Origin of the sequence: Aeromonas sp. SrichE-2G (assembly GCF_017939565.1) — a bacterium.
In the GTDB taxonomy this organism is placed as follows: domain Bacteria; phylum Pseudomonadota; class Gammaproteobacteria; order Enterobacterales; family Aeromonadaceae; genus Aeromonas; species Aeromonas taiwanensis.
Window position 1 is genome coordinate 21,500 of the sequence record NZ_JAGKRG010000005.1, and the last position, 17,325, is coordinate 38,824.

Consider the following 17,325-nt stretch of genomic DNA (forward strand, 5'->3'; position numbering starts at 1 on the left):
GTATGGTTTTATTCTGAGTGAACAGGATGCGCCTGACGCCCGGCAGATTCTGTGAAGGGGGTGGCATTTGTCAACCTGGCCAGCGGAAGTGGTCAGTTCGAGGGGATTTGTTGCGGGAAACACTTGCACCCCGTGCCTATCTTGGGATAATTCGCTCCCCTGTTTTTGCCGATTGATGCAATAACGAGCGATCCATTTATGTCGCCTCTGATCCAGAGCGATGAAAGAACGAGCAATTTACTATGTCTGTGACCCAAGATGTGTTTAACGAAGATGGCAAGTTCATGCGCAAGATCCGCAGCTTCGTCCGTCGCGAAGGCCGCCTGACCAAGGGGCAGGAGAAGGCCCTGGAAGATCTCTGGCCGGTCATGGGCATCGATTTTGAGCAAAAGCAGCTCGACCTGGTCGCGCTGTTTGGCCGCGAGGCCCCCGTGGTGCTGGAGATCGGCTTCGGCATGGGTGCCTCCCTGGTTGAGATGGCCAAGAATGCCCCCGAGAAGAACTTCATCGGCATCGAGGTGCATTCCCCGGGCGTGGGTGCCTGCCTCGGCACTGCCCAGGAAGCCGGCATCACCAATCTGCGTGTCCTCTGCCACGACGCGGTGGAAGTGCTGGAGCACATGATCCCGAACGGTTCTCTCGCCTGCCTGCAGCTCTTCTTCCCGGATCCCTGGCACAAGAGCCGTCACCACAAGCGCCGCATCGTCCAGCCGGCCTTTGCCCAGGCCATTCGCCAGAAGCTGGCCATCGGTGGTGTCTTCCACATGGCCACCGACTGGGAAAACTACGCCGAGCACATGCTGGAGGTGATGAGCGTCGCCGAGGGGTACGAGAACACCTCCGCCACCGGCAACTGGGTGCCCCGTCCCGAGTGGCGCCCGCTGACCAAATTCGAGCAACGTGGCCACCGTCTGGGCCACGGTGTCTGGGATCTGATTTTCAAACGAGTCAACTGAGTCAACGTATCAACTAAGGAGCTAGCATGGCCAATCGTAGCCGCCGCCTGCGTAAGAAACTGCGCGTCGACGAATTCCAGGAAATGGGGTTCGACATCGGTTTCAACTTCCCGGTCGGCACCGCCGAAGAGACCATTGATGCCGTGGTCGATGCGCTGATCGACGAGGTGATCGAACCTCGCAAGCTGGCTTTCGCCGGCTCCGGTCACCTGGCCTGGGAAGGCATGATCTGCACCCAGCAACTCGGCAAGTGCACCGAGGAAGACCGCGCCGCCGTCAAGTCCTGGCTGGAAGGCAAGGGACTGGAGGCCGTGGTGGTCACCGAACTGTTCGATCTCTGGTACGGCGAGCCGGCCTGATATCAGACTGCCCCGGGCAGATAGAAAAATCCCGCCGTCGGCGGGATTTTTGTCGGTGGGCTGGTCTCACCCCGTCTCACGTCATGGAATTGCCAATGGTGTTGTCATCCGAATTACTGGCCAGCATCCTGGAAGAGGTGCGTCCGCTGCTCGGGCAGGGCAAGGTGGCCGATTACATTCCGGCCCTGGCCCAGGTGCCGGCCGACCGCCTCGGGATCGCGGTCTGTACCGTGGAGGGGGAGCTGTTCACCGCAGGTGACGCCTTCGAGCCCTTCTCCATCCAGAGCATCTCCAAGGCCCTGAGCCTGACCCTGGCCCTCACCCTCTATCAGGAGGAGGAGATCTGGGCCCGGGTGGGCAAGGAGCCCTCCGGCCAGCCGTTCAACTCCCTCGTCCAGCTGGAGTTCGAGCACGGCATTCCCCGCAACCCCTTCATCAACGCCGGTGCCCTGGTGGTGAGCGATCTGCTGGAGACCCGGCTCACCGCCCCGCGTCAGCGCACCCTGGAGCTGGCGCGCCGGCTCTCGGGCAACCCGACCATCATGGCGGATCAGGTGGTCGCCCGCTCTGAGTACCAGCACTCCGCCCGCAACGCCGCCATCGCCTATCTGATGAAGGCCTATGGCAACTTCGAAAACGAGGTGGACAAGGTGCTGCAGAGCTATTTCAATGCCTGTGCCATCCGCATGAGCTGCGTCGACCTGGCCAGGACGTTCATCTATCTGGCCAACCGCGGCGTCCCGCTCAATGAGACGGCGCCGCTGCTGCCGGCCCGCACCACCAAACAGGTCAACGCCCTGCTCGCCACCTGCGGCCTCTATGACGAGGCGGGTGACTTCGCCTACCGGGTCGGCATGCCGGGCAAGTCCGGGGTGGGGGGCGGCATCATGGCGCTGATCCCGGGAGAGCTGTGCGTCTGTGTCTGGTCGCCCGAACTCAACAAGGCGGGCAACTCCCTGGCGGGGACGGCGGCGCTGGAGCTGCTGGCAGAGCGCCTTGGTCGCTCCATCTTCTAATTTTTCACTAGCATCGAGACAACATCATGAAACGAATGACAGGTGTGTGGCGGGCCGCGCTGGCTGCCTTGCTGCTCTGGAGTACCTGGCCTGCCCTGGCCGCGGAACTGCCCCCCCTCTCCCTGGCGGATGCCAAGGCGAAACAGGCGGTGATCCTGGATACCCGTGCCAGCTACTTCTATCAGGGCTGGCCCATGGAAGGGGAGACCCAGGGGGGCCATGTGGCGGGCGCCGAGCAGCTCTCCGCCGAGTGGAAATACAGTGACGAGGAGTGGCCCAAGGCGCTGGCGAGCAAGGGGTTGAAGGCGGATCTGCCGGTCGCCCTTTACGGCGCCCCGCGGGAAGTGGCCGAGGTGGCCCGCCTGCTGCGCCAGCAGGGTATCAAGCAGTTGTTCGAGCTGCAGGGCTGGAAGGAGGCCCCCCGGGAGCGTCTGGCGCGCTGGCAGCAGCTGGTCCACCCGCTCTGGCTGGCAGACTTGCAGGCGGGCAAGCCGGTCGTCGCCGCGCCCAAGGGGGAGTGGAAGGTCTTCGAAGTGGACTGGGGCTCTCCCAAGGCCTATCTGCTGAGCCACATTCCGGGTGCGGGTTACATCGACACCAACCGGCTGGAAGCGGAGCCGCTGTGGAACAAGGTCTCTGACGAGGCGCTCAAGGCGTTGTTGCTGGAGAACGGCATCCGTCACGATACCACCGTCATCCTCTACGGCCGCAACACCATGGCAGCGGCCCGGGCCGCGCACCTGATGATGTATGCCGGCGTCGAGGACGTTCGCCTGCTGGATGGCGGCCTGGAGGCCTGGTTCGTGCAGCACCTGCGTACCGAGACCGGTCTGGCCAACACCTTCAAGCCGGCCAAGGAGTTCGGCGTCGCCATCCCGGCCCACCCCGAGTACTACACCACCCTGAGTCAGGCGAAAGAGTTGCTCAAGCAGCCGGACGGTGCCCTGGTCAGCGTGCGCACCTGGGACGAGTTTATCGGCAACACCTCGGGCTACAGCTACATCAAGCCCAAGGGCGACATTCCTGGCGCCAAGTGGGGTCGTGGTGGCGTGGACGCCAACAGCATGAGCGACTTCCACAATCCGGACGGCACCATGAAGCCGGCCCGGGAGATCCTCGCCATGTGGGATGAGTGGCACATCGAGCCGACCCAGCAGGCCGCCTTCTACTGCGGCACTGGCTGGCGCGCCTCCGAAGCCTTCTTCTACGCCTGGCTGATGGACTGGAAACGGATCAGCGTCTATGACGGCGGTTGGTACGAGTGGAGCTCGGATCCCAAGAATCCCATCGTCACCGGCGAGCGCAAGCCCGCCCACTGACAGGCAGCCACTGTCGCCAAGGCCGGACCCCTGTCCGGCCTTTTTTATTGCCGCATGCATGCCCGTGGCGGCGGAACACTACACTTTTGGCGCAGGGACTTCAGATCGATGTGAGGAGTGGCTGATGAAACGGATATGGACTGGTCTGTTGATAGCAGGGATGCTGGGGCAGGGGGCCATGGCTGCCGAGCGGGCTCGTTATCTGGTGCAGTTGAAGCCGGGAGCGGAGGCGGCCGTGCTGGCCCAAAGCCAGGGACTGGGGGGCGAGCTGGCATTGCAACTGCCCGAGCAGCATGCGCTGGCGCTCTGGTTGCCGGGTGCGGCTGCCACGGCACTGGCGCGCAATCCCAACGTGCTCTGGGTCGAACCGGATGCCAAGCGCTATGCCAGTGCAGAGAGCCTGCCCTACGGGATTCCCATGGTACAGGCGCCGCAACTGAGCGATGCCGCCGCCGGCGAGGTGCTGGTGTGCATCATCGACTCGGGTTACAGCAGCGGCCACCCGGACCTGCCCCAGGGAAACCAGGTACAGGGCTACGACGATGCCGGTACCGGCACCTGGAACAGCGACGAGAACGGCCACGGTACTCATGTGGCGGGGACCATCACCGCCGTGGGGGGCAACGAAACAGGCGTGGTCGGGGTGTTGCCGAAGCAGATCGTGCCGCTGCAGATCGTCAAGGTGTTCGGAGCCAACGGCTGGGCTTACTCCTCCAATCTGGTGGGGGCACTCAATGCCTGCAAGAAAGGGATGAGCAGCCGCGGCTTCACCCGCATGGTCATCAACATGAGCCTGGGGGGTAGTGTGCCGAGCAAGACCGAGGAGCAGGCGTTCAACCTGGCTTACGGCCAGAATGTGCTCAGCGTGGCGGCGGCGGGCAATGCGGGCAACACCAGCAAGTCCTATCCCGCCTCCTACAACAGCGTGGTGAGCGTGGCCGCCGTGGATGCCAACAAGCAGCTGGCCTATTTCTCCCAGCGCAACGATCAGGTGGAGCTGGCCGCTCCGGGCGTCTCCGTGCTCTCCACCGTGCCGTCCGGCTATGCCTATTACAGCGGCACCTCGATGGCGGCGCCCCATGTGACCGGGGTGGCCGCCCTGGTCTGGTCGCAGCGGCTGGAGTGCAGCAACGATCAGCTGCGCCAGACCCTGCGCAGCAGTGCCCAGGACTTGGGGGCGCTCGGGCGCGACAACAGCTATGGCTACGGCCTGGTGCAGGCGAAGGCCGCAGCAGACAGCATCGAACTGGGTTGTGGCCCGGGGACAGGGGGCACAGGCAGCATCAAGCCGGGTGGGCGCAAGTAGTTGATCCTTGACGTTATATTCCACCATCACAGCAACCGGGTGTATCTGGCTGGGCTAGACTTCAGTCAGGGCCCTCGTGGTGAGGGTGAATAGGGAGGCGAAACAGGCGATGAAACCACTGATGACGTTCCTGGTGTGTGTCCTGGCGCTGGCGGGATGCAGCTCCCAATACATCATGAGTACCCGGGACGGGAAGATGATTACCACCGACAGCAAGCCCAGGCTGGATGACAGCACAGGCATGTATCGTTACTACGATGAAGAAGGGAGGGAGATGCATATCAACAAGGACGACATCACCCAGATCATCGAGCGCTGAGCCGGTCCGTCTGCCCGATTGAGTCATGAGGGGCATCTCGTAGGAGATGCCCCTTTCCATTGCCAGGCGTGTGAATGACGAAGAACGTCCGCTCATGCTGCCCTCATCCCCTCCAAACCGGCATCCGCGCTAGAGATCGATCTCCTCCACCTGGCGGTTGACCTGGCCGGCGAACAGGCGGTGGAAGCGGGAGTCCGGATTGGCCAGCAGGCTGACCGGCGAGCCCTGCTCCACCACGGTGCCGGCCTCCATCACCACCACCTTGTCCACCGACAGCAGCGGCTCCAGATGGTGGGCGATCACCAGATAACTGGCCTCGGGTCGGTAGCGATAGAGCAGCTCCGCCATCTTGCGCATGCCGCCGTGGTCGAGATCCGAGGTCGCCTCGTCCAGCACGATGAGCGGGCGGCGGGACAGCAGGATGCGGGCGATCACCAGCAGCTGGGTCTCGCCGGCGGAGAGCTGCAGCTTGTCGAGATCTTCGTCCAGCCGGCCGGCGCAGCGCTCGCCGAGGCCCACCCGGGCCAGGGCCTGCTCCAGCGCGACGTCGTCGTGTCCGGTCAGGGGGACCAGATTGGTCCGCAGGGTGCCGAAGAAGGTGAGGGGGATCTGGGAGACGGTGTCGTAGAGATCCCGCACCGCCTCCGGGGCCAGCCGGGAGAGCGGCTGCTCGCCGTAGAAGATCTCCCCCTGGGTAGCGGGATACATGGCCTGCAGCACCCCGAGCAGGGAGCTCTTGCCCGCCCCGGTGCGGCCGCACACCCCCACCTTCTCGCCGGGGGCCAGCTCGAAGTTGACCCTGTGCAGGGCCCACTGGCTGGCCTGGGGATAGCGCAACCCCAGGTTGTCGAAGCGCACCGCAGGGTGAGGGGTGGCCAGCGGCTCCCCCTCCTGGCGCTCGCTCTCTATCTCGCTGTATTCCCGCACCCGCTCCACCGCGTTCATCACCTGCTCCACCTCGGCGAAGGTGCGGATGAGGGAGTTGAGCATGGCGGAGGCGGTGAAGGCGTAGGTGATGGCCACGGCCCCCAGCAGCGGGCTGTTGCCAAAGGCCACCATCAGCGCCACAACCCCCACCAGGGAGGCGGAGAGCAGGGTCTGGTGCATGCCGAGCCAGCGGTTGATGGAGGTGGTGGTGTACCAGCTGCGCAGGTTGTTGTCGTAGTGATGCAGCACCTGATCCAGGGCGAAGCGCTCGGCCCCGGCCAGGCGCAGGGCGGGGGCGCCGCGGATGGTCTCGCTGATGCTGATGTAGAGCGGGGAGCGCAGCACCGAGGACTGGCGCCGCAGCTTGAGCTGCACCGCACGGTAGCGGCGCTGCAGCACATAGAGTGCCCAGCCCACCAGGGGGGCGATGAGCAGCAGCAGGGGAATGTTGATGCCGATGACCACCACCTGCAGCGCCACCGACACCAGCATGCCGAACAGCCCCATCAGCATGGAGAGCAGGATCTCCTGGGCCTCCCCCAGATCCCGGTCGAAGCGGTTGAGGATGCGCCCCTGGGGCACCTTGTCGAAGAAGGCCATGGGAGCGCGGCTGATGCGCCCCAGCATGCCGTCGAACAGGGTCCAGGCCAGCTTGAGGCCGAGCTTGTAGTTGATGACCCGCACCATCATGATGCAGGCGAGGGAACCCGCCCCCAGCAGCACATAGATACCGAGCAGGGTCGCGACCTCGCTCACCTCGGCCTTGCCGCCGAGCCAGAGGTCCGAGGCGATGCGCAGCCCCTCCTGGCCCAGGGTGAGCAGCAGGGCGATCAGGATGGCGCCGGGGGCGGCCAGGCGCTGCCACATGAAGCCGAACAGGCCCCAGTCCACCTTGCCCTCCACCACCTTCTCCTCGCTGAACTGCTCCGCCTCCTGAGGCGGTATCGGGGGGGCGGGCTGCGGGTGTGCGGCGAGATCCGCCAGCTGGCGGGCATCGAGCTCCACCAGTCGCCCCTGCTCGATGCGGATCACCCGATCGCAATGGGCCAGCACATCCGGGTCGTGGCTCACCAGCAGCCGGGTCGGCCCCGGTCTGAAGGCGAGCCCCTGCGCCAGCACCTGGGCCGCGACCACGGGATCGAGCGCGGACAAGGGGTTATCCAGCAGCAGGATGTCCGCCCGGGCGTAGAGGGCGCGGGCCAGGGCGACCCGCTGTTGCTGGCCGCCGGAGAGGCGGGTGCCGAGTTCCCCCACCAGGGTCTGATCCCCGTGGCCGAGCAGCTCGAGGTCGGCGGTGAGGGCACAGGCCCCCAGCACCCACTGATAGTGCTCCTCATGCCAGGGCTGGCCGAACAGGATGTTGTTGCGGATGGTGTCGTTCATCAGCCAGGGCTTGTGACCGAGATGAGCGACCCGGCCGTGGCGACGGATCTCCCCTTCGAAGCCGTTGTCGAAACCGGCGACCAGGTGCAGCAGGCAGCTCTTGCCCGCCCCGGTGGCGCCAGTGATCCCCACCAGCTCCCCCGGCTCGATGGCGAGGCTGGCCTCCTGCAGCACCGGTTTTTGCTGGTGCAGGGCGGTGACCCCTGTCATGTGCAGGCTGCCGGTCGGCAGACTGGGGTCGTTGAGATCCCTGTGCTGCTCCGGGCTGTTGAGGAAGTCGCACAGCCGGTTGAAGCCGGTGTTGAAGTTGATCAGGGTACGGATGAGGTAGGGCAGCCGCATCATGGGAATGCGCAGCACCGCGAACAGGGCGATGGTGGTGAACACCTGGGGCAGGGTCAGGCTCTGACCCGAGGCCAGATAGGTGGTGAAGGTGGCGAGCGTCACCAGCAGCGGGGTGCTCAGCATCAGGCTCTCGTTGATGGCATCGAGCCTGAGCACCCGGCCCAGCACCCCCAGCTCCTGCTGGCGCTTGGCGTTGGCCGCCCGGGTGAAGAAGGGGCCGAGCCCGTTCTGGCGCACCAGCCGCAGCTTCTTGATGTACTCCGCCAGGATGCCGTTGCGCTCGTCCTGCTGGCGCTTGAGCTGCTGCTCCTGCTGGTTCATGCGCCGCACCACCCGGGTGGAGACGAGCAGCAACAAGGTCAGCACCGCAAAGCCCACCAGGCCGGCGCTGCCCACCTGCCACACCAGCAGGGCGATGGTGCCGGCCAGCTGCAGTGCCATGGTGAGCGGCATGGCGGGGTCCGCCAGGATCCAGGTAATGTCCCAGACGTCCCGGTTGATGAGGTTCTGCACCCGGCCGCCGGCCCGGTCGTCGAAGCTCTTGCCCCCCTGTTTCATCACCTTGGCGAGCAGGGACTCGGCCAGCAGGCGGCGGATGGGGACGTGCATCTTGAGCGCCAGCTGGAGGGAGTGCTCCGCCAGCATGCCGGCGGCGAGCACCGAGGCAAACAGGGCGAAGGCCAGCAGCAGCTTGTGACCTGTACCGGCACCGCTGCCGAGCTGGGTCATGCTGTGGTTGAGCAGCCAGGGACTGGCCAGGGTCGCCAGCATGCCGAGCAGTTGCAGCAGGGTGAGCAGGCCGATGCGGCCGCGATAGTGGCGCCAGATGAACGCCATGACGGGCCAGGGGCGCACCGGCTGGCGGGCGGTGAGGGCGAGGAAGGCATCGGCGCGGTCGTCACGCCTGTCTTCCGGCAGCAGGGGATAGAGATCGTCGAGACTGACCTGGGGCTGGATCAGCCCCTTGCGCAGCAGCGGGCCCGTCCAGTGATAGAAGAGGCGACTCAGCCAGCCGGCCGAGATTTCCGGATGATCCAATGGGTGTCCTTATTATTTTGTGTTGCTTCCATGGGCGGGGCGGCTCATGGGCCGCCCTCGATTTGTTGGGTGCGGGGTCGTGCCCGCGCGGGATCAGCGATCCCGGTTCAAGCGGATGAGCCTGTCCAGGATCTGCTCGCCATCGACCCGCAGGCCGTTGTGCTCGTACTCGTTGGTGATCCAGGCGCGGCTGTTGGCCAGGCCCTTCAGGGTCTCGCGGCTGTAGTCGAACTCCACGTACATGTCCTCGGCATAGACGGCGCAGGCCACCGGCACCCGGTTGCGGGCCAGCTGCGCCGGGTCGTAGAGGGGTCCCCAGTCCGCTTTCTTGGCCAGCAGATGGGCGGCCTCCTTCAGGGGGATGAGATCGCGGAACTGCTCGAACATCCAGGGGAAGATCATCTCGCCGGTGAAGGCGAAGTCCTTGCCCGGAGCCCAGGCCAGGGCAGGGAACTCGCCCCTGACCCGCTCGGCCGCCCAGTTGCTGGCGGCCCCTTCGCAATAGATGAGCTCGTGCAGGATGGCGAACACCGGGTTGGTGTTGAACGGCTGCATGGCCTGCACCTGATAGAGGAAGGCGGGGTTGAGCCGCTCGCCGATGAAGGCGTCTTCCAGCAGGTAATAGAGCGCCTCGAAGGCGCCGGTGGCGCCGAGATCCAGCCCCTGCTGCTGCAACTGCTCCACCGTGAGGCGCTGGCCGTTGGGCAGGCGCACGTCGTGGTGGTGCAGGTGGTTCGCCAGCCGGTTGGCCAGCGCCTGGGCATGGGGGAAACGCTCGAAGAAGGCGCGGTTCTTGTCCGCCACCCGCTGGTAGGTGGCGCGATAGACCTCGTCCGCCGTGCGGCCGATGGGGGCCACCCCGCCGGTGAGGTAGACCTCGTGCAGGCTCCTGGGGAACAGGGAGAGGTAGGTGAGGCTGCAAAAGCCGCCGAAGCTCTGGCCGAGCAGGCTCCAGGGGCGATCCGGGCTCAGCACCTCGCGGATGTATTCGGCATCCCGCACTATGCTGTCGGCGCGAAAATGGGCGAGGTAGTCCGCCTGCTCACTGGGGGTCATCCCCGCCAGCGCGTCGGCGTTGATGGGGCTGGAGTGGCCCGTGCCCCGCTGATCGAGCAGCAGCACCCTAAACTCCTGCAGGGCCCGCTTGATCCAGCCGCCGTTTGCGGTGGGACGCGGGGCGCCGAAGCCCGGCCCCCCTTGCAGATAGAGCAGCCAGGGCAGGTCATCGTCCAGCTTGTCCTTGCGACAGAGGGTGCGGCCAAACAGGGTGAGGGTCTCCTCGTCCTCCGGTCGCTGGTGGTCGAGGGGTACGGTGAAGAAGTGTGGCTCGCAATGGATGCCATCCAGCACATAGTGCAAGGGGCTGCTCATCTGGGGTCTCCCTGAGGTCGGCGGAAATCGTCGGCCTCATCATAGCCCTGGTACACAGGCGGGTCACGCCAGTTTTCCTGATTGTTAACAAGCTGATGTGTGACTGTGATGGCGGGAGCGGCGGGCAGGATTATTGTGTTGGGGTCATTGACGGCGTTCACTCCCCGGACAAAGATGAGCGGCCTGCCGAGCGGGCAGGGGGAGATGCCCCGAGGGGCACGAAACAGGATGGAGCGGGCTCGATGAAGCCTAGATGGACAAGGTTCAGGAAGAAAAGGAAACAGACGGATCCGGAGGGGGTGTTGCAGGCGGGGTTGCTGGTTTTCAGCGCCACCTGCGGGGCCACCCTGCTGCTGGCGGCCTGCAACGGCGGTTAGCACATTGGCGTAAAAGCCCGCTCAGGATGAGCGGGCTTTTTTCATGCCAGGTGCCTCTCAATATAGTGAGGACTAGCCTGGAGCCCTTTGCTGGCGCGGGTTTGCGGTATGCCGAGCGCTGCTGCTATGGTCAAATTACGACGAGATCCACAGAGGGAGGCGATCATGAACAGTCGTGAAAAAGTCCTGGCTCATTTGGCCACAGATCACCGGGTTGCAGGATTGACCGCTGGCGAGGCACTGGCCGGCATCAGCCACTCGATGAGTTCGCACCTGCTGCAACAGGATCAGCACTTCTTCCGCCGCCATGCGGATGACCCTTGCCACGAGGTGGCCCGTGCCTGCTCGGCCGGTCACGTGTGGCACGGCGACGAAAACCATTATTAGCCTGACATGGGGAATGACGAATGCAGAAAGGCCCGCTCGATGAGCGGGCCTTTCGAATTTGGCTCCTCCGACTGGACTCGAACCAGTGACATACGGATTAACAGTCCGCCGTTCTACCGACTGAACTACGGAGGAAGAGTCTTGGTGCCCAGAGACGGAATCGAACCGCCGACACGGGGATTTTCAATCCCCTGCTCTACCGACTGAGCTATCTGGGCAACGGCGCGCATTAAACCCTTTCTGGGCTGGGGTGTCAACCTTGCAGAACCAGTTTCTGGCATGTTTTTGCATAGGGTGAACCAAGTGGCGAGATAATATCCAGAGCTGCGAGAGATCTGCGCCATCAATCCATCTAACTGAAAAATCAGGGGGATTCATCGGGCGGGTGATGACGCCAGCCGGTTCTGCATCCACGCGAGTGCGGCATCGACGTCATCGAAGACCTCAACCTCTACACCAGCATCGGCATAGCACTTCCGATAATGGGGCGTCATGATCCTCGAGCCTTCTATCTTGGGGGAGATGACCAACGCCGTTGCCGAGGGCATTTTCATCGACGTGGAGAGCGAGCGCAGATACCCGGTGAGGGAGGAGAGCACTTCGAGGCTCGCCATGGCGCTTTGCTTGAAGACGACCACATCCCCCCACTTTCCCTGTTTGACCAGGGTGTCTATCAGCGGGCTCTCCACAGAGACCGCGGAACCTATCAGCTCCAGATTAAATGGACCAATCGCTTCACATACCAGGATGTTATCCAGAACCACATACTCCACCAGGCCATGGGGACGGAAGCGTTTAGGCTGATGGTCATCGGTCGTGACCCTATGGGTGGTGGTCATTGGAATCCTTATTGCAGCGGATTTGCAGGAAGGCACAGGCTAGCACGTCGGCCATGTTGATGAATTGATCTGAAGAGGGGGATAGGTCGATACGGGGATGTGTCTGGTGGGAGGGGCGAGTGTCGAGGGAGGGCTCATCCGGTGTCGTGGTGCTGCCAGCATGAAAAAGGGGGCCCCAGGCCCCCTTGTCATAAGTGTCGTGCTCAGTGGCGGCTGACGATGATCCGGCCCGTGCTCAGGTCGCGGGCCTGACCGGTGACGCTGATCTTGAGCCCGTACTCGGGGAGCAGGCGACCGGCATCCGGGATCTCCTGGCTCTGGTAGCTGCGGGAATCCTTGAACACCCGGTTCGGGGTGATCCAGAAGTCGCGCAGCAGGGAGCCGCTCGGGTGCTTGAGGTTGAGCGGCTGCTGGAAGCCCAGGCTGAAGGTGGCATCGTGGATCTGGTAGCGGGTACTGGCCACGGCACCGTCGCTCCACTTGAGGGTACGCTGATCCCCGTCCACCACCCCGAGGAAGCCCTCACCCGGGTGGACACCCACCCAGTTGTTGGCCTGGCTGCTGTCCACGTACCAGAGCAGCATGCCCGGCTCGTAGCGCATCAGCTGGTCGGCCACGTTGATGTGGGCCAGCCCCTTGTCCACTCCCGCATGGTTGCGCCACTCGGCCAGGTAGTAGTGATCCTTGGCCTCGTTGCCGTCGCTCTTCACGAAACCGGCCAGGGTGAAGGGGGAGTTGCCCTCGGCCCCGTCGCTCAGCAGGGTGTCGCCATCGGCGAGGATCTGCAGCTCGTCCACAAACAGCCCGTTCTCGGCCACGCCGCCGTCGCTCAGGTATTGCAGGGTCAGGGTGACCTGCTGGCCGGCCCAGGGGGTGAGGTCGAACTCGGCATCAGTCCAGCCGTTGGAGTTGCCAGTGATGCCGACTCCGAAACCGATCCCGTTGGGATCGTCGCTGGTGGTCAGGTTGCCCGCGACGGGCTCGCCGTTGACCAGCACCCTGGCGTAGTCGTACCCCTCTTCAATCTGGTACCAGGCCTTGAAGCTCAGGCTGGCGCTCTGTTTGCCGCCCAGATCCAGCGCGAGGCTCATGCGGTTGTCCAGGTTGTTGCCCTTGCCGCCGTGGTACTCGTACTGGCCGGCGTAGGGCGGGTTGAGGGGCACCTGCTTGGCCGGCAGGTTGATGCGCACCACGTCGTCGTTGCGCCCCTTGTCGTTGGCCTGATCCAGCATGTAGACGTTGCCGCGCGGGCCGAGATCGTCGACGTGGACATTGCTGCCGTGCAGCCAGTTGCCGCCGAGGGAGGCCTGCAGGTACTCCTTGGCCCAGGGGGAGAAGCCGGTTGGCTCGGTGCCGCCGATGACCCCGGCCCAGGAGCCGGAGGACATGATGGACCAGGTCGCCACCGGTTCCCCCTTGCCGGTGTACTTGGTGTCGTACTCGTCCGGCAGCCCGAGATCGTGACCATATTCGTGGGCACAGACCCCGGCCGCCGCATCGATGGGCTGGATGGTGTAGTCGTAGGCGGCAAACTGGCCGCCGAAGTTCTGGCTCGGGCTGCTGGTGCCCGGGATGGGGTAGGGGGCCCCCAGGTTCCAGCGATGGGCCCAGATGGCATCTTCGCCGAGATCGCCGCCCCCGGCCTCCTCGCCGACGCTGGAGTGGAAGATCATCAGGTGGTCGATGAGGCCGTCCGGCTCGTTCCGGTTGCCGTTGCCGTTGAGATCGTAGCGATCCTCCTGGTCAAACTGGGCGAGATCGATGGAGGGGTCGCCCGCCACCTGGATCAGCGCCTCCTTCACCAGGTCCCGGATGGTGTCAGGGGTGGCGTTGGCACCGTAGTAGGCAGCGTTCTTGCTGGCGGTATACCAGCCCGCCACCTGGCCGCGCACGCTGTAGCTCTGGCCGGACTGCTGCTCGTAGAACTGGCGCATGGAGGTGAACCGCTCGCCGTTCGGGCCGGCATAGCCCTTGGACGAGAACAGCAGATCGTTGTAGTGCGACGGGGTGTAATCCGGGTAGTACATCTTGGTGAGCTCGGGGCGCACGCTGTTCTTCGGGTAGTCGGGGAAGTCCACCAGGATGGCGAGGATCTTGTCCTTGCGCATCTTGCCCTGGTAGTGCTCCCGCTCGATAGCCTTGAGCAGCAGGGTTGGCACCCGATCGCCGGGACGGGCGGTGCCGTTCAGGCGGATCTTCTTGAGGATGGTCTCCCGCACCTTGCCCTCTTTCACCGCCAGGGTGCCGCTGCTGCCCTGATAGGCCCGCGACTTCTCGCGATAGAAGCGAGCCAGGGCGGCCTGCTCCTGCTCGGGGGAGGCCAGGGTCGGAATGCGGCCGCTCTTCTTGAGCATCTCCAGCACCTTCACCTCGTCGGCCAGGGGGGCATCGAACGGACCGTGGACCGGGGCGGCCATGGCCTGGTTTCCAATCATAAGGGTTGAGCCGACAAGCAGGCTCATTATTGTTTTATTAGGCATTATCAATGTGCTCCTTCACATGATCAAAAAGGAGCCTGGCGGGCTCCTTTTCCGTGCGGGCGGTGTTTCACCCGCGTCCCTTGATACCTCTGGACGGCGGCCTTGTCATCCTGGCAGGAGAGGAGGAAAACACTGGGATGGGAATTGAATGCGGTGCGGTAATGGGGCTGATGGTCGGTGAGGTAGCCATATCCATTGGGAACTATCCGGATGCTGGGTGGTTACACTTTTTTAACGATGTCGGCGGTCACCACCATTTGGGAGGGAAGGGCGCGGACAGTTATCTTGCCCCATAGATTGAGCCTGCTGCGCTGTGCGGGTATGCTTTGCCGCAATCATGCCCCGGAAACAGGAATGACGTCGCCACGGCGCGTCAACCGGCAGGGGCTGACCTCCATCCAACACCGTCTGGGGTTTATATGAATACCAATCTGCAAGAGTGGCGCGAAGAGACCACCGCCATCGTCAACGAGTTGCTGGCCGATGGCAGCAATCCGGATCTGGATTACGAGATTGAGCACCACTTTGCCTGCCAGAAGTTCGAGCTGCTGGAGAAGGCGGCGGTCGATCTGTTCAAGGCCGGCTTCGAGGTGACCGACGCCGAGGAGATGGAACTGGACGACGGCGCCACCATCTTCTGCTTCGACGCCATGGTGGAGTGCAAGCTGGATATCGAGACCATAGTCGCCGACATCGAGAAGATGCTGCCTATCCTGGAAAAATACGGCGTGGATTACGACGGCTGGGGCACCTACTTCCAGGAGTAAACCGCCCGGCGGACGGAAAGCAGGGCGAGGGGCCCGGATCTTGCGTCCGCCCCGGTGCATCGTGCCACTCCTTGCAAAACGAACAAGGCCACCTCAGGGTGGCCTTGTTCGTTGCCGGCGTGTCAGTCCGTCGGCAACTGATAGTTGCGGGCGAACTCGGCCGGGGGCAGGGGACGGCTGAACAGATAGCCCTGCAGGTGATCACAACCCTCCTTCACCAGCCAGGCCTGCTGCTCTGCCGTTTCCACCCCTTCGGCGGTGATCTTGATGCCGAGCTCGTGCCCAAGCCCGATGACGGAGCGCACGATGGCGGTGGTGGCCTGGTTGGTGGCCAGCCCCTGGGTGAAGCTGCGGTCCAGCTTCAGGGTCGCCACCTGGAGTCTGGGCAGGTAGGCGAGCGAGCAGTAGCCGGTGCCGAAGTCGTCGATGGCGAGCTGGAAGCCCGCTTCGATCAGGCAGGCGAGGTTGCTCTCTATCTCGTCGGCGTTCTCCATCAGTACCCCTTCGGTGATCTCCAGCTCCAGTTGCCAGGGGGCGAGCCCGTGGCGCTCGATGCAGTCGAAGATCTGCGGGCAGAGCTCGGGATCGCGGAACTGCAGCGGCGAGAGGTTGACGGAGAGCACCAGCTCCGGCGCCGCCACCTGCCAGCGGGCCAGTTGGGCACAGCCCAGTTCCAGCATCAGCTGGCCGAGCTGGCCGATGAGCCCGAGCTCTTCCGCCAGCGGGATGAACTCGTCGGGGGAGATCATCCCGAATTCGGGATGGGGCCAGCGACAGAGCAGTTCGGCCCCGTGCAGCCGATTGCTGTGGGTACAGATGATGGGCTGGTAGACGGCGGTCAGCTCGGCCGCCTTGATGGCAAGCGGCAGCTGGGCCGCGATGAGCTGGCGGCGCTTGAGCTTGGCGTCGAGTTCCGGATCGAACAGGGTGCAGTGATGCTGCTGGCGCTTGCCCTGGGCAAGGGCGGCCTCGGCGTGGCTCAGCAGCCGCTCGGCATCCTTGGCCTTGCCATGGGCGATGCCGAGGAACACCGGGATCTGGATCCTGTGCTCCTCCACCTGATACGGAACCATCAGCTCCTCTTGCAGGTTGCGGCTCCACTCGTCCAGAGAGAGGGGGAGCTCGGGCAGCAGCAGGGCGAAGTCATCGGCGGCCACCCGGCAGAGCAGGGACTGGGGCGGCGCCAGGCGTTGCAGACGGCGGGCGACCTGGCTGAGCAGGCGGTCGGCGACCCGGATGCCGAAGCGATCGTTGATCTCGCGAAAATGCTGCAGATCGACCAGCAGCAGGCTGGCCTTGCGGGCACCGAGGTGGCGGCTGGTCTGGAGGAAGTGGGAGAGCTTGAGCAGACCGGTCAGGCTGTCGTAGTGCTGCTCCTGCTGCAACTGGGCCTGAGTGGTGCGCAGTCCGGTGATGTCGCGGCTCAGGGTGAGAATGCCAAGGGAGTTGCCCTCGTCGTCCGGCACTTCGACCCGGGTGATCTCCAGATGGCGTCCCTTGCCCTGGGCGTCCACCACGCAGTACTCCCCCTGTCCCAAGGTCTGCTCGACAGGCAGCCGGGGCGGCACGCGCCGCCCGAGGGCCTCGCCGGCCATGAGCCCCATGAAATCGAGGAAGGCCTGATTGCAGTCGATGAGTACGCCCTGGTGATCCTCGAGGCGAATCAGATCCGGGATGGCATCCAGCAGGCGGCGCTGCAGCAGCTGCTGCTGGCGGTAGGTCTGCTCCAGCTCCTTGCGCTGATCGATGGCGCTGATCATGGCGAAGAGGGCGAGGGGGTTGCCGTGCTCGTCATAGAGCGGGACCTTGTGGATCTCCATCCAGCTGGCGCCGGCGCCGTTGTGGCAATGGAGCTGCTGATTCAGCAGGGGCCTCCCTTCGGCAAGCAGGCGGTCATCTTCCTCGCGGAATACATCCCCCCAGGGCATCTCGGCATCGCGCTTGCCGATGACGTCGTCCGGGTGCTGCAAACCGGCTTCCCTGGCGAATGCCATGTTGGCAAACAGGTAGCGTCCGCTGGTATCCCGGCAGAAGATAGTCATGGGTAGCTGGTCGATGATCTGCTGCAGCAGCGCCAGGTTCAGGAAAGAATTCACGTGAGCACTCACGGGTGAGATTTCGAGCAAATCTATGATA

At 64.2% G+C, this 17,325-nt stretch carries 14 protein-coding genes and 2 tRNA genes; 9 read left to right on the forward strand and 7 right to left on the reverse strand.

Going from position 1 to position 17,325, the window contains the following annotated elements; all coding sequences use genetic code 11:
• Positions 1-242: 242 nt before the first annotated feature.
• The 6 genes from trmB (at position 243) to J9885_RS08905 (ending at position 5,275) form a co-directional block, all read left to right on the forward strand.
• The gene (gene trmB, locus J9885_RS08880) at positions 243-956 is read left to right on the forward strand and encodes a tRNA (guanosine(46)-N7)-methyltransferase TrmB (protein ID WP_210549000.1); all 714 of its coding nucleotides are present in this window, start codon (positions 243-245) and stop codon (positions 954-956) included.
• A 26-nt stretch (positions 957-982) separates the two neighbouring features.
• Positions 983-1,315: a YggL family protein gene (locus J9885_RS08885; RefSeq protein WP_210549002.1), complete on the forward strand. Its 333-nt coding sequence runs from the start codon at positions 983-985 to the stop codon at positions 1,313-1,315.
• A 95-nt stretch (positions 1,316-1,410) separates the two neighbouring features.
• Positions 1,411-2,331: a glutaminase B gene (gene glsB / locus J9885_RS08890; protein WP_210549004.1), complete on the forward strand. Its 921-nt coding sequence runs from the start codon at positions 1,411-1,413 to the stop codon at positions 2,329-2,331.
• A 26-nt stretch (positions 2,332-2,357) separates the two neighbouring features.
• The gene (locus J9885_RS08895; protein ID WP_210549006.1) at positions 2,358-3,650 is read left to right on the forward strand and encodes a rhodanese-like domain-containing protein; all 1,293 of its coding nucleotides are present in this window, start codon (positions 2,358-2,360) and stop codon (positions 3,648-3,650) included.
• 124 nt (positions 3,651-3,774) lie between these two features.
• Positions 3,775-4,956, forward strand: a complete 1,182-nt coding sequence (locus J9885_RS08900) for a S8 family peptidase (RefSeq protein WP_210549008.1) — start codon at positions 3,775-3,777, stop codon at positions 4,954-4,956.
• 109 nt (positions 4,957-5,065) lie between these two features.
• Positions 5,066-5,275, forward strand: a complete 210-nt coding sequence (locus J9885_RS08905; RefSeq protein ID WP_043762427.1) for a YgdI/YgdR family lipoprotein — start codon at positions 5,066-5,068, stop codon at positions 5,273-5,275.
• 129 nt (positions 5,276-5,404) lie between these two features.
• Here J9885_RS08905 and J9885_RS08910 read toward each other — a convergent pair whose 3' ends face one another.
• Both J9885_RS08910 and J9885_RS08915 read right to left on the reverse strand, forming a co-directional pair.
• Positions 5,405-8,968 carry an ATP-binding cassette domain-containing protein gene (locus J9885_RS08910; RefSeq protein ID WP_210549010.1) on the reverse strand — a complete coding sequence of 1,188 codons (3,564 nt, stop codon included), beginning with the start codon at positions 8,966-8,968 and terminating at the stop codon, positions 5,405-5,407.
• A 93-nt stretch (positions 8,969-9,061) separates the two neighbouring features.
• Positions 9,062-10,339, reverse strand: coding sequence for an alpha/beta hydrolase (locus J9885_RS08915; RefSeq protein ID WP_210549012.1), 1,278 nt, complete (start codon positions 10,337-10,339; stop codon positions 9,062-9,064).
• A 242-nt stretch (positions 10,340-10,581) separates the two neighbouring features.
• Between J9885_RS08915 and J9885_RS20075 the strand changes: the two genes are divergently transcribed.
• Both J9885_RS20075 and J9885_RS08920 read left to right on the forward strand, forming a co-directional pair.
• On the forward strand, positions 10,582-10,716 hold the full coding sequence (locus J9885_RS20075; RefSeq protein WP_081843827.1) for a hypothetical protein: 135 nt from the start codon (positions 10,582-10,584) through the stop codon (positions 10,714-10,716).
• 165 nt (positions 10,717-10,881) lie between these two features.
• On the forward strand, positions 10,882-11,103 hold the full coding sequence (locus J9885_RS08920) for a hypothetical protein (protein ID WP_081843829.1): 222 nt from the start codon (positions 10,882-10,884) through the stop codon (positions 11,101-11,103).
• A gap of 59 nt (positions 11,104-11,162) precedes the next feature.
• On the opposite strand, the gene J9885_RS08925 is transcribed toward J9885_RS08920, so the two are convergent.
• The 4 genes from J9885_RS08925 to J9885_RS08940 form a co-directional block, all read right to left on the reverse strand.
• Positions 11,163-11,238, reverse strand: a tRNA-Asn gene (locus tag J9885_RS08925).
• A gap of 7 nt (positions 11,239-11,245) precedes the next feature.
• A tRNA-Phe gene (locus tag J9885_RS08930) sits at positions 11,246-11,321 on the reverse strand.
• Positions 11,322-11,477: 156 nt separating this feature from the next.
• Positions 11,478-11,942: a hypothetical protein gene (locus tag J9885_RS08935; RefSeq protein WP_210549014.1), complete on the reverse strand. Its 465-nt coding sequence runs from the start codon at positions 11,940-11,942 to the stop codon at positions 11,478-11,480.
• Positions 11,943-12,145: 203 nt separating this feature from the next.
• Entirely contained in the window at positions 12,146-14,422 is a 2,277-nt protein-coding gene (locus J9885_RS08940; protein WP_210549016.1) for an immune inhibitor A domain-containing protein, read from the reverse strand.
• Positions 14,423-14,841: 419 nt separating this feature from the next.
• Between J9885_RS08940 and rraB the strand changes: the two genes are divergently transcribed.
• Positions 14,842-15,189 carry a ribonuclease E inhibitor RraB gene (gene rraB / locus J9885_RS08945; RefSeq protein WP_197068428.1) on the forward strand — a complete coding sequence of 116 codons (348 nt, stop codon included), beginning with the start codon at positions 14,842-14,844 and terminating at the stop codon, positions 15,187-15,189.
• A 122-nt stretch (positions 15,190-15,311) separates the two neighbouring features.
• Here the strand turns inward: rraB and J9885_RS08950 are convergent, their stop codons facing one another.
• Complete coding sequence (locus tag J9885_RS08950) at positions 15,312-17,285, reverse strand: EAL domain-containing protein (RefSeq protein WP_210549018.1); 1,974 nt, start codon at positions 17,283-17,285, stop codon at positions 15,312-15,314.
• Between the last annotated feature and the right edge of the window lie 40 nt (positions 17,286-17,325).